The sequence below is a fragment of the Acinetobacter sp. YH12151 genome (genome assembly GCF_013418355.1).
Classification (GTDB): Bacteria; Pseudomonadota; Gammaproteobacteria; order Pseudomonadales; family Moraxellaceae; genus Acinetobacter; species Acinetobacter pseudolwoffii.
Genome location: NZ_VPCG01000055.1, coordinates 1 through 12499 on the forward strand (window position 1 = coordinate 1; position 12499 = coordinate 12499).

General features: G+C 37.6%; 13 protein-coding genes and 6 pseudogenes. 15 read left to right on the forward strand and 4 right to left on the reverse strand.

Annotation, left to right across the window (positions count from 1 at the left end; translation table 11 throughout):
- Positions 1-285: 285 nt before the first annotated feature.
- Positions 286-480, forward strand: a complete 195-nt coding sequence (locus FTU82_RS14065; protein WP_159139019.1) for a hypothetical protein — start codon at positions 286-288, stop codon at positions 478-480.
- A gap of 287 nt (positions 481-767) precedes the next feature.
- Here the strand turns inward: FTU82_RS14065 and FTU82_RS14070 are convergent, their stop codons facing one another.
- A complete protein-coding gene (locus FTU82_RS14070) occupies positions 768-944 on the reverse strand; it encodes a hypothetical protein (RefSeq protein ID WP_159139020.1) in 177 nt (58 codons plus the stop codon).
- Between the two features lie 83 nt (positions 945-1027).
- On the opposite strand from FTU82_RS14070, the pseudogene FTU82_RS14075 reads away from it, so the two are divergent.
- The 3 genes and pseudogenes from FTU82_RS14075 to FTU82_RS14085 form a co-directional block, all read left to right on the forward strand.
- Positions 1028-1252, forward strand: a pseudogene (locus tag FTU82_RS14075) (ISNCY family transposase); the annotation flags it as partial.
- Positions 1253-1308: 56 nt separating this feature from the next.
- A pseudogene (locus FTU82_RS14080) lies at positions 1309-1506 on the forward strand (HNH endonuclease signature motif containing protein); the annotation flags it as partial.
- Positions 1507-2124: 618 nt separating this feature from the next.
- Positions 2125-3357 (forward strand): ATP-binding protein, encoded by a 1233-nt coding sequence (locus FTU82_RS14085; protein ID WP_159139014.1) that lies wholly within the window; start codon positions 2125-2127, stop codon positions 3355-3357.
- 17 nt (positions 3358-3374) lie between these two features.
- On the opposite strand, the gene FTU82_RS14090 is transcribed toward FTU82_RS14085, so the two are convergent.
- From FTU82_RS14090 to FTU82_RS14100, 3 genes are all read right to left on the reverse strand, one after another.
- Positions 3375-4529 (reverse strand): diguanylate cyclase, encoded by a 1155-nt coding sequence (locus FTU82_RS14090; RefSeq protein ID WP_218945125.1) that lies wholly within the window; start codon positions 4527-4529, stop codon positions 3375-3377.
- A gap of 88 nt (positions 4530-4617) precedes the next feature.
- Positions 4618-4947, reverse strand: coding sequence for a DUF4236 domain-containing protein (locus tag FTU82_RS14095; RefSeq protein ID WP_159138991.1), 330 nt, complete (start codon positions 4945-4947; stop codon positions 4618-4620).
- Positions 4948-4996: 49 nt separating this feature from the next.
- Positions 4997-5269 (reverse strand): transposase, encoded by a 273-nt coding sequence (locus FTU82_RS14100; protein ID WP_159138990.1) that lies wholly within the window; start codon positions 5267-5269, stop codon positions 4997-4999.
- A 23-nt stretch (positions 5270-5292) separates the two neighbouring features.
- On the opposite strand from FTU82_RS14100, the pseudogene FTU82_RS14105 reads away from it, so the two are divergent.
- The 11 genes and pseudogenes from FTU82_RS14105 to FTU82_RS14155 form a co-directional block, all read left to right on the forward strand.
- Positions 5293-6474, forward strand: a pseudogene (locus FTU82_RS14105) (BREX system Lon protease-like protein BrxL); the annotation flags it as partial.
- 151 nt (positions 6475-6625) lie between these two features.
- Entirely contained in the window at positions 6626-6898 is a 273-nt protein-coding gene (locus tag FTU82_RS14110; protein ID WP_005093629.1) for a hypothetical protein, read from the forward strand.
- An 874-nt stretch (positions 6899-7772) separates the two neighbouring features.
- A complete protein-coding gene (locus FTU82_RS14115; protein WP_005093626.1) occupies positions 7773-7988 on the forward strand; it encodes a cold-shock protein in 216 nt (71 codons plus the stop codon).
- Between the two features lie 97 nt (positions 7989-8085).
- Complete coding sequence (locus tag FTU82_RS14120; protein WP_005093624.1) at positions 8086-8319, forward strand: hypothetical protein; 234 nt, start codon at positions 8086-8088, stop codon at positions 8317-8319.
- Positions 8320-8381: 62 nt separating this feature from the next.
- Positions 8382-8579 carry a hypothetical protein gene (locus FTU82_RS14125; RefSeq protein WP_074382686.1) on the forward strand — a complete coding sequence of 66 codons (198 nt, stop codon included), beginning with the start codon at positions 8382-8384 and terminating at the stop codon, positions 8577-8579.
- A gap of 188 nt (positions 8580-8767) precedes the next feature.
- Positions 8768-8963: pseudogene (locus FTU82_RS14130) on the forward strand (hypothetical protein); the annotation flags it as partial.
- Between the two features lie 206 nt (positions 8964-9169).
- Positions 9170-9429 (forward strand): annotated as a pseudogene (locus FTU82_RS14135) (IS1 family transposase); the annotation flags it as partial.
- Between the two features lie 447 nt (positions 9430-9876).
- Complete coding sequence (locus FTU82_RS14140; RefSeq protein ID WP_074382685.1) at positions 9877-11235, forward strand: NAD(P)-binding domain-containing protein; 1359 nt, start codon at positions 9877-9879, stop codon at positions 11233-11235.
- 72 nt (positions 11236-11307) lie between these two features.
- The gene (locus FTU82_RS16260) at positions 11308-11712 is read left to right on the forward strand and encodes an IS66 family insertion sequence element accessory protein TnpB (RefSeq protein WP_227523651.1); all 405 of its coding nucleotides are present in this window, start codon (positions 11308-11310) and stop codon (positions 11710-11712) included.
- On the forward strand, positions 11709-12044 hold the full coding sequence (tnpB, locus tag FTU82_RS14150; protein ID WP_157799610.1) for an IS66 family insertion sequence element accessory protein TnpB: 336 nt from the start codon (positions 11709-11711) through the stop codon (positions 12042-12044). The genes FTU82_RS16260 and tnpB overlap by 4 nt, the downstream gene beginning before the upstream one ends.
- Before the next feature lie 74 nt (positions 12045-12118).
- Positions 12119-12397 (forward strand): annotated as a pseudogene (locus FTU82_RS14155) (IS66 family transposase); the annotation flags it as partial.
- Positions 12398-12499 lie beyond the last annotated feature (102 nt).

Sequence of the window (12499 nt, forward strand, 5' to 3'; positions counted from 1 at the left end):
TCATGAGAAAGCCCATATAAATGGGTAATGTACAAGTTGCTGTAGAAGCATGTTTAATTCGTCTGATCACAGATACTTTATAAAGTATTTTAATACTTTTTTGAATCCGTCAATGCGTAAGTCCTAAGTTATAAACCCTAAATAGAAATGTCCGGTTTTCCATCCGATCAGGAATAACAATATTATTAATAAAAAACAATAAATTAAATAGTTGCTTAGTTTTCATAATGTATATATAGTGTATATACATTTTATTGTTTTAGTGCCTTTGGGAATAAATATCTTATGACTGATCAACCCAAAAAAATAAAGGCCAACAAAAAAGATGGGCAACTCTTAATTCGCATTAACAGCACTCAACGTGATGAGTTCATTCAATTGTGTGAAGCTATGGACACCAGTGCCGCTAGAGAATTAAGAAAATTTATCAGTAGTTTTATGAAAAAAAATCAGTCAGCGGATATTCATACCAAGGAGTGACATCATGTCGAAGCAAGTTAAAATCTTGAAACAGAAGATCAAAGCACGTCTTGAAAAGATTTCAAAACACAAAAACAAGTTAAATAAGCTCAAAAAGCAGCTTAAAAAACAGAAGTAATAGTGAGAATTAGTCTCACTAGAAAGTAAAAAAAAAGCTGAATTTCCTATTAGGAAATTCAGCTTTTTTCATTATTTACTGTCGGGACTATACCAGCTCAGAAATAATATCTGCCAATACTTCGTCTGCTTGCGAAGTACTTTTCACAGAAGAAATTTCCTTTTTAATTTTAGTGAGAGATTTCCCCCGTTTCTTTAAAAGAAAAAACGGTTTTATTTCCTGTGAGGATTAGAGGGGTAAGATTAGAGACTTCGCCTATTTTTAAGAATAGCTCTGCCACTCTGACTTGATGAGCATAAATAGATCGTAACTTTTGGGTAATTTCTAAAGCAGTCCGTTTATTCATAAATATATCCATTAATTTTATTAGATTTTTTGAACATTTTAATTCTTATAAACCCAATCTTAACAGAACCAGTATCGATGAGTAAATGCCTATACAGCATCTTCAATAAATTGGCTGGGCTACAGCAGAATGAAGTCGTTGATAATAAAAGATTAGGTTCAGTTCTGGCGCATATCCAGCAACAGCATGAAGAGTTGGAGAAACAGAATAAACGCTCCCGGGCCAAGAAAAGTATGCCAAGCCGTAAAGCTCAGAAAGCCGATATTGAACAAAGAAAGTTAAATCCTGTGCTTGACTCTTGTAGTTAAAAACAGGACATTTTAAATGGTTTATCGCATAGACATTTTAATTGGTGAATAACAGTAATCATAACTTTTGCCCCATTTGTGATGGATTAATCTATCTCGATTCTACTGAATCGGATCATCGGATTGCCAAAGCCGTAGGTGGGCAAGGTGTTCTAGAGAATGGTCTGCTGGTTCATCCCATCTGTAATAGAATGAAATCAGATCTGAGTCTGGAAGAGATTAGAGCGGATTTGTTTGGTGAATTACTGTATTAATCAACAGAGCGATGAGCTCATTTTTGCAGATGTATCAATGATTAATCACATGATTTAACTTTTGATACATTCAGCCAATGTGGTTATTTTTAATTCAGTCCAGAATCACAACCAGAAACTAGCAGTAGTTTCTGAATGACCGTCAAGGTCCTTAGTTTTGCCCATAGATTCCCTCTGTGGGCTTTTTTTTGATCAAAAATTGTATAGATGCTCTAAAATAAACCTTTTAGCATTTCATAAGCAATTAGGATTAAGGCTGAGACCATCAGCACAACAAAAATGAGTTCCACTCTAGTTAACATATTAATTCCTTTTACTTTTCACTTAATTTATATAGCAGTTAAGTCGCAGCAGCAATGACATAACATGACATAGAAAATAATCAAAAAGACAGAATTTGGATTATCTCATCGATGAAAACCTATCAAATTTCGTCTAAAGAGTAGACCTGGTATCTTGGAGCTTGTCGTGATTAGCGTCTCTAAACTGCTATAACAGCAGTTTAGAATTTTAAATATTTCACATGAACTGGAAACCTTCTTTGTAATTAAATATATTTTCACTTGGTATCTAAATTTTGATAGAATTAATTAAAACTTTAGAGTTTAAGTGGAAACAGTGAGAAAAACTAATATTCGACGTGATAGCTACTTAAAATTTCTGAATACATGGCAAAACCGTGATGTCATTAAAGTGCTTTCGGGTGTACGTCGCTCTGGAAAATCCACCTTGCTGGCGATGTTTCAACAAGACCTAAAAGCACAGGGGGTACAAGCCGAAAACATCATTGTCATCAACTTTGAATTTATGGAATTTGAAGAACTCACCGATTACCGTAAACTACATGATTATGTATTGTCAAAAGTTGATGAAAGCAAGAAAAACTATGTTTTTTTAGATGAAATACAACATGTTACCAATTTTGAAAAAGTAGTCGACTCTTTATATGTTCGGGATTATATCGATTTATATATTACAGGTTCAAATGCATTCTTTCTGAGTGGAGAACTTGCGACTTTACTCACAGGACGCTATATCGAGCAACATGTTTTACCCTTGTCATTCCAAGAGTTTAAACAGTGGCATATTGAAAATAATCCGATCATCCAACAATTATCCAATCGTGATTTGTATGCCATGTACACGCGAAGTAGTTTCCCCTATACGCTTGCCATGACCAGCCAGCAGGAAACCTATGATTACTTGCAAGCAGTCTATGCCAGTGTAATGTTTAAAGATGTTATTCCCCGTTTAAATACTGCCGATATTAACTCTCTCGAGCGTGTCGCAAGATATTTGGCAAGCGTGACAGGCTCACCCATTTCCATCAATAAAATTAAAAATACCTTTGTTTCAAGCGGGGTTAAAATCTCATTTGAAACAGTGAAGCGCTATATTCGGGGCTTACAGGACAGTTTGCTATTTTATAGCGCCGCACAGTTTAAAGTACGTGGGCGTGAGTTATTACAATCCTCTGAAAAATACTATTTAGTTGATGTTGGATTGCGCCGCATTATGTTGCCTGATGCTAATGCTGATCAAGGTCATATCTTAGAAAATGTGATTTATCTTGAGCTTGTCAGACGAGGTTATACGGTCTATGTAGGGCGGATTGATGAATATGAAATTGATTTTGTTGCTGTCGATACTTTACAGAATTTAACTTATTATCAGGTGGCATTAGAAACCCTCAATGAGGAGACACTAAGCCGAGAGTTACGTCCATTACAGAAAATTTCTGATTCATATCCCAAGTATTTACTTACCTTAGACACGATCGGGACTGAAGCCAATTATAATGGTATTGTAAAAATGAACGCTCTTGATTGGTTGCTGTCTGAAAATAAGTAAAGTGGAGTCTACTTAGGTTAGTTAAAACACACTCTGTTTCGGCCATTATTTTTAGCTTGGTATAAACGTTGATCTGCGGTTTCTAAAGCACTCATTAACTGGGACTCTGCATCTATTTTGGCGGCCCCAAAACTTGCAGTCACTCGAATCTGATGAACAAAAAGGTGCCCTTCAATCTTTTTACGTAAGCGTTCCAGCAAAACAAAAGAAGATTCTTGATCTGCACTTTGCAATAATACAATAAATTCTTCTCCGCCAAATCTGCCGGCAATATCACCTTGCCGAATGTTGGATTTTAATAGATTTGCAATTTCCAATAGGATGTTGTCCCCGACCACATGCCCCCAGGTATCATTGATCTCCTTAAAACTATCAAGGTCACACATCACCAGATAGACTTCACCGTGCTGCAATTCATTAAACAAATCTTTGGTTTTTTCTAAAAAACCATTGCGGTTATACAGCTTGGTTAAAGAATCTCTCAACCTTTCTTCGTTAATGATATCAAACCGTTCTTTTACCGCTACCGCTGAAACTATAATTGCAAACCACAGGCTGAGGAACAGATTGACAGCAATCATGGTCATCCACCATGTTGTTGTTGCCAAGGCGACGTTTTGCACATTTTGAAAATATATAATGACAATTGAGGTTCTAAGCACCCCATAAGCAAATAAGAGAAAATAACTCGCACATAAAAGCATTTCTAAGGCGTAGGTTTTTTTAAATAAAACATAGATTTTTGGAAGTGCTAAAGCTTCCAAGCATAAAATCATAATATTAATGGTGACGATGCGGGGCCACAACTGTTCATCGACATGGGTAAAATATAACAGTGACCCCATACCCACTACAATCAAAGTGCTTGCTACAAATATATTTGATTTTGAATTGGCTTTTAACAGCATGCCATGGGCAACGGCCCAAGCACCACCTAAATAAAAAAGTGCCAGCCATGGCGCGGTCAGCCTCAGTTGAGCATTACTCATCAGTGTCTGTGCGGCTAATCCTATGGATGGAAAAATGCAAGCCAAGCCCATCCAGAATAAATATTTAGGCGCTTGAAAGCCTAGATGCGTAGCAATAAAAACAGCACCTATCAGACTTAAACAAATCGGATAAGCTAATAAAAAATATTGGATATCTGGTAGATGTACGTCTTGTATGACCATCCAAAGCTGTGTGATTTTTATTCTAAATTGTTTAGAAAGAATTAGCTAATCATTCTTATTTTTAACTTAAGCTACGAAATACTGTCCGCTAAAAAATCATTGCACCGACAATAAAACACAACACCCCAAAAGCGATCCAAAGCCAGACAGTTGATCTGGATGTCTCCATACTTAGGCGATGCAATCGTGGTGGTTGCTGAGATGTATTCTGTGGGGTATTCGGGCTATTTGTATAGGGGTGATGTTTGGAATAAGAGAGTCCTGTTCCTGGAATGCCCACGCTGGTTCGAGTGCCTTTTTTACCAATATTTAGAGAAGCACCGGGTTTGCCAATGCTCGCACTGCTGATGCCCTTATGCGTCAGATTAATTTTTAATCCGGGTAGCAGTTTAATACTCTTGTGAAATCTAAAGCCCATATTCCCCCCATTTGCAAAACCAGTTCGCTGTGTATTTTAGTTGATATAGCTAAATACTAAATAAATCACCACAGTGATCTTTAAATAATTTATCACTATCTGCAACTCTAAATTTATTTCGAACAGATTTCACTCTAGACCACATTTTTTCGATTGGATTTAAATCAGGACTATATTGGGGTAACCAAACTAAATAATGACCTACTTTTTTCAGGAGTTCTTGTAATTTTTGACCTTTATGAAAAGAAGCATTATCCATAATTAAAACACTTTTTTTCTTTAATTTTGGTAATAAATCGTGTTCAATCCACCCTTCAAACACTTAGGTCGTAATCGTGCATTCAAAAGGACAAAGATGGCGTACAGATCATGAAAGACTACATGGCCTCAGGATCTTTTGCCCGTAGCCGGGAACAGATGGAAGCCTCAGCTTCGATGGTTTTTGTGGGGAATATCAACCAAAGCGTTGAATCTCTGGGCAAAACCAGCCATCTGTTGGCACCTTTCCCTGAAGCCATGATCGATTCAGCATTCTTCGATCGTTTTCATGCTTATATCCCCGGCTGGGAAATTCCGAAGATGCGCCCGGAGTTTTTCACCAACCGTTATGGATTGATCGTTGATTATCTGGCTGAATTCTTCCGGGAAATGCGCAAGCGTAGCTTTGCAGATTCCATTGAGAAGTACTTCAAACTCGGTAACAACCTGAATCAGCGTGATGTGATCGCCGTTCGCAAGACGGTTTCCGGATTGATGAAGCTACTCTACCCACACGGTCAGTTTAATAAAGAAGATGTACGCCAGTGTCTGGAATATGCGTTGCAGGTGCGCCGTCGTATCAAAGAGCCGCTGAAGAAAATTGGTGGCATGGAATTCTATGATGTTCATTTCAGCTATATCGATAATGATACCTTAGAAGAACATTTTGTATCGGTAAAAGAGCAGGGTGGTGGTGGACTGATTCCCGAAGGTCCAGCCAAGCCAGGTTTCTTATATACCATCGGGCTCAGTAATAAAGGCATGCCGAGGTTATACCGCTTAGAACTTCAAGTCACCAAAGGTTCAGGAAAGCTGGCGACATCAGGCTTATGGAATTCAAGTAGTGCCAAGGAGCAGGACAAAATTGCATTTGACTACTTCAAGGCCAATGCATCCCGGATCTCGGGTGGCAGTAAGGTGCTGGAACATGACTTCCACTTACATGTGGTGGAATTACAGAATACCGGCCCGCTCAGCCATCTTGCTCTGCCAAGTTTAGTGGCTTTTGCTTCTGGCCTGTTAGGACGATCGGTACAAAGTCAGATGGTGGTACTGGGTGATATGAGCTTGGGTGGTTCTGTGACACCGGTGGAAAGTATTGCTGAGTGTCTTCAGGTGGCTTTTGATGCGGGTGCCAAGAAGGTTGCTTTGCCAATGAGTAGTGCGGCAGATATCCCAATGATTCCTGTGGAACTGTTTATCAACTTCCAGACCAACTTCTATGCGGATCCTGTGGATGCGGTATTTAAAGCTTTGGGTGTGGATTGAAGGTAGTCGTATTTTAAGATGATGAAATGGCTCTTTATAAATATTTAACAATATCAATAGATTGATGAATAAAATAACTGAGCCATTTTTTTAAATAGGGTGAAATTTTGCTGCCTGGAAAAGCGATGGTATTTGATAGAGATGAGAGCAAGTGAATAAAGTTGTTAAAAAACAAATCGCTTTTTTGATTGTCCTGGTTTGTGGTGTCGGCTTCTATAATTATAAGACGACACAACCACGGCAACAGCCTGATGAATCAATACAGCGAGCTCAACAAAGAGAAGCGGAGTTTATGCAAAGAAGGGCTGAATATATTGCGAAACATGGTGAACCCAGTGCTGTTGCGCAGAAAATGGATGAGGCATTTGCTCACAAGAATGGTACCCAGCTCATTGAACCACCCTCTACAATCCTTAAGGACTGAATAAATTGACGATTCAATTGCTCGATCAAGCAGGGCAGCCAGACATTGGCTCATTTTAGGCGCTTGGAGCGAGGAATCCATCAATCTGCTGTAATTCAAACCGTCCGCTTCGACACTCACAAAAGTGCGTATTCTAAAAGCGGAAATTTTTACTTTGGAGCAACCGGACATTTCTATTTGGGGCTGACACCCGAATTTTGTATATGAGGGTTTATGTTAAATAAACGATATTTATTATTTCTTCAAAAGTAAAAAACTACCTAACAGGCTAATGCTGATCAGTTAAGAATTTCAGAACTAAAATTATGTTCAATAACACATAAAATTAGATCAATTAAAATTCAAAAATAAGGAAATTTAGATTTATTTTTAATCTAAATTTCCTTAACTGACTGGCATTAACCTAACAGGCGGTTTTTTATCACATACTGCTAATTATCAGTATTTAAAGCTATAAAATTTGGCGGTTTATCTATGACTTGCATATGGGAAAAAATCATCATTCCCGAAATTAAAAACATCAATATTGTTATTACAGAACTATATAATCGCATTCATTATTTATCAATCTAACTCAACTCTACATATTACCTTATATTGTTACATTTACAATAAAAATATGATTTTACTGAATTTTTTAATTAATTTAATCTTATTTTATTAGTTTAATAAATATATATATAAGAAAACTTGATTTTTACTATTTTTAGTGTATAGTTAAGTTAACTAGAAAAAAGTCTTGTTCCGGTAAATCTTCTTTAAGTATCGCAGTTTTAGTCATAATCCTTCGTTTTTTCAGATTTTAAGTCGCTTCTTTATTATTTCAAAGCTATTAATCAGTCAATAAAATGATTAAAAATTAGTAGGATATATTATGTCAAACTCAAATGTTGTTAAAGGTACTGTTAAGTGGTTTAACGAAACTAAAGGTTTTGGTTTCATTCAACAAGAATCAGGTCCAGACGTTTTTGCTCATTTCAGCGAAATCGCGAATTCAGGTTTCAAGACCTTATTTGAAGGCCAGCAAGTTGAATTCAGTGTAGCTCAAGGTCAAAAAGGACCGAATGCTGTAAATATTGTTGCTATCTAAGTAATAATAAGCAGTAATAAAAAGCACTCATTAGTGCTTTTTTTATACTTTAAAATGTTTTCAAAATTGAAAAAATTTCTAAAAAATAGGATATAAGTTGTTAAAAATAAATGATTTAATTGCAAAATCTAAAAATGGTACTGAAATTATTGTTTCATTAATTCCTCTACATAAAATGCAAAATACACGTCAAGGTTTAAAACAAATTGAAGTCGGTAAAAGAGTTCTACTGGAATCTGGAATCGAGGTTGATTTAAATTTGGATGGTCGTACATTTTACACTTCTCTAAATCAGCTATTTAAATTAAATGATAAAGTTGTGTATCAATAAAAATAATAAACATCAATGGTTTATGTGGACTTTCCACTGCAATTTTTTTTAAGGGGATATATATGTTTAAACAGACTCTCAGCATCAAAGACCAGTTTGGCGTTAAATACGCTATTCAAGCTACTGTGGATCATGATTTTGCCACCACCCAATCTCATTCGAATATAAAACATATCACCGTCGATGGTGAAGATATTCGACCTAGTTTTGAAATGCTTTTTCAAAGTACTTTAAGTGGAAAAATATTCAAAATCATCTAGAAATATAATTTCTATAAAATCCATAGTCTGGATCAAATATCAGAACCTGCTCGCTATTATGCGGGTTTTTTTATAGCTCATATTTATATTTGTAAGCCTCTGCTTATGCGAAACGAGAGTTCACAGCTCTCGTTTTTTTTGTTCTAAAACTGCTAAAATTCTTATACGCCATTGACGTACTTAAACCTATTTTATTTATTGAAAACAGTATTTTTACCAAGCAAATCAAAGAGCTTGTGAGTGATGAAAGGTATCGTCAGCTCCAGCAAGATCTCTTGGTATAGCCTGATCAGGGCGATTGAATCAAAAAATGGTGGTGGAATTCGTAAAGCACCTTGTGCTCAAGGCAATAATGGTAAAAGTGGCGGTATCCGGGTGATCTATAAAGCGTACAAAATAGCCTAAATTTTATCCACAGCAATTGGGGATAGTTTTCGCCCTGGAAGAGCTGATAACTTTGGGGAAATTCCAAAATTGAGCATTTTTTAATCTATTGGGACTTGCGCACTATTATTTATAGATTCTCTGTGGCAGCAGATGATTTTTATCGACGCAGATTCAAATCCCAAGTGCGACACATTTGTAGTTAGTTGAAAAAGTTAGGTGAACCGTACCGGGTTTGTCGGAGGCGAATTTCGAGTAATTTATGGGACAGTTTTGTCACTGCTTTTAAAATTATAAGCAATCGATTGGTAAGTTCTTTACTGTAGGTATTGAAGGTAATAATTGCAGAATCAGGCATCGGCTCAGGCGTGGATTTAGGAGAAGCTGTAATTTTTCGAAAAAGTTAGAAAACCACTTTAAGGCTTTCGATTTAACCTTCTTCCACATCAATAATGGCTGCATTTAATCCCAGCATACTTTTTGAAACACCACCACTTCAATTCAAACAAATTTTAAGAAAAAATCTAAAAAAATTCTCTTTAGAATCTATAGGAAAAACCTAATAAGAATCAAGAACATATACCAAATGATAAAATTTTAAATATTAATGGAATGACTTTAAATTCACTTTTATAACTAAGCAAAGCCACAATTAATCAGAAATTATGATAAGATCAGCTTTCTTAAAAAATGTATTTTTTATAAAGATGAATTGCTTAGGTAATTTTTACTGTCTTTAGCACATTTTATTATTTTTTCTTTTTTTTAATTCACATCCTATTTTGAACAGATTTTTAATCGCTCAATTTAGGATTGTATTTGCTTATCTTTATAATGCTTATATTTCAAATCCTAAATTGTGACACTCAAAATTGGAGAGGTAATTAAGAACTCAAAACTAATGGAGATAGCAATGGATCGAATTGCAATTATTGGTGCTGGCCCAAGTGGCATGGCCCAATTAAGAGCGTTTCAGTCAGCAAAGGCCAAAGGTCTACAAGTTCCTGAAATTGTATGTTTCGAAAAACAAAATGATTGGGGCGGGCTATGGAACTATACTTGGCGCACTGGTATAGATGAACATGGGGAACCTGTCCACGGCAGTATGTACCGCTATTTATGGTCAAATGGCCCCAAAGAAGCGCTAGAATTTGCCGATTATACTTTTGATGAACATTTCAAAAAACCAATCGCTTCATATCCACCACGTGCAGTACTGTGGGATTACATCAAAGGCCGTGCAGAAAAAGCACAGGTCAAAGATTTAGTTCGTTTCAATAGTGCCGTTCAGCATATTGCCTATGATGAAACAACGCAAAAATTCACGGTAGATGTCGAAGATTATGCACAACAACAGCATTATTCAGAACAATTTGATTATGTTGTCGTTGCATCTGGACACTTCTCTACCCCACGCGTTCCTGTTTATGAAGGCTTTGATCAATTCCATGGTCGCATTTTACACGCACACGACTTCCGTGATGCGCTGGAATTTAAAGGCAAGTCTGTGTTATTGGTTGGCAGCAGCTACTCTGCCGAAGACATTGGTTCGCAATGTTATAAATACGGTGCTAAGCAAATTTACAGTTGCTATCGTAGTAAAGCCATGGGCTTTAAATGGCCTAAAAACTGGTCTGAAAAGCCACAATTACTGCGTGTAGATGAAAATACTGCTTATTTTAGTGATGGAACATCTGCCAAAATTGATGCCATTATTTTATGCACAGGCTATTTGCACCACTTCCCATTTATTGAAGATAACCTACGCCTCAGAACACATAACTGCCTTTATCCGCAGGGTTTATATCAGGGTGTGGTGTGGGAAAAGAATCCTCGCTTGTTCTACTTGGGCATGCAAGATCAATGGTACACCTTCAATATGTTCGATGCGCAAGCATGGTTTGTCCGTGATGTGATTTTGGGCAAAATTGCTTTACCAAGCACGGCAGAAATGCAGAGCCATACGCAGACCTTACATCAAAAAGAGCAGCGCCTATTGAACGATGAACAATCTGCCCGCTTCCAAGGTGACTACATCAAACGCCTGATTGCGCAGACGGACTATCCATCATTCAATATTGATGCAGTGCATGATATTTTCATGCAATGGAAAAAGCATAAAAAAGAAAACATTATGGGCTTTAGAGATAAAGTCTATCGCTCAGTAATGACTGGAAAAATGGCTAAGCCACATCACACGCCATGGTTATATGCGCTAGATGATTCTTTAGAAAACTATTTGGAAGATGAAGCACAACGTGAAGCGATGTAAGGCTTAATCACAAAAAGCCACACAATACGCAGCAAAATAGCCAACAAGCCCCATAAGTTATGGTCATGGGGTTTGTTGTTTGGACTGCCACCACTCTCCGAGACAAATAAGGCCGTACAGCCTTTACGACGTAACAACCCTGATGAACATGAACCTCTCGAAGCAAAGAAAGAAATCCTTTGCCTTAAAGCACCGAACGTTTCAATTGCTTCGGTCGCTTTGCAACATGGATTGAATACAAATCTTGTATCCAAATGGATTCGCTTAATTGATGGTAAGCCAGGGAATGATCGCTCACCACTACCGAATAAACCTGCATTTATTGCCTTATCTTGCTCTGCACCATTAGATCCTACTCCTACTGACATGTTAACGGTTCAAATTACTTTACCCCACTCAAAAGCAGAAATTGGCTTGAAATGGCAAGTATCAGAAATATCTGCTTTAGCAGAATTACTCAAGGCACTTGCAACATGATCCATATCGATGAAATCTGGCTCTCTACCCAGCCGATGGACATGCGTGCGGGTATGGATACTGCCATGGCTCAGGTGCTGAGAGCCTTTGGCTCGATCAAACTGCATTGCGCCTACCTGTTCTGTAATAAGCGTGGCCATCGCATGAAAGTGCTGGTGCATGATGGATTGGGCATCTGGCTGTGTGCCCGGCGGCTGGAACAGGGTAAATTTCACTGGGCTCAGATTCACCAGGGTGAAACCGTAGCCCTCAGCCCAGAGCAGTTGCAGGCACTGATCCAGGGTTTACCCTGGCAGAGAATTGGACGACAGCAGGTGGTGACGATGCTCTAAACCAGGCTCGTACATTCTGCTATTCTCCAAACGTTCTATTTCATTCTCTTCATGACCTCAGGCATACTGCGGTCATGAAAACGCTGCCTGATTTAAACCAACTGACCCATGAGCAACTGCTGGAATTTACCCGGCAATTGGCGATGCAGCATCAGTCTTTGGCACAATCAAATCAGCAATTAGATGCCAAAGTTCAACATCTGGAAGTCACCAATCAACAATTAGATGGCAAAGTTCAACATCTGGAAGCATGCAACCAACATCTCTCTATTCTCACTCAAAAATACGAGCATGAACTGGCCCTGTTTAAAAAGCATAAATTCGGCAGGGCTTTGTTGCACAAAGATTTGAAATGCAAAGCGCCCCTAATTGAGCCAAATTTAAGGCGTAACTTGGGTAAGTGGTCGACCTAATTCCGTAAATCTGTTGAGGACTGCTACACGTGCATGAATTTC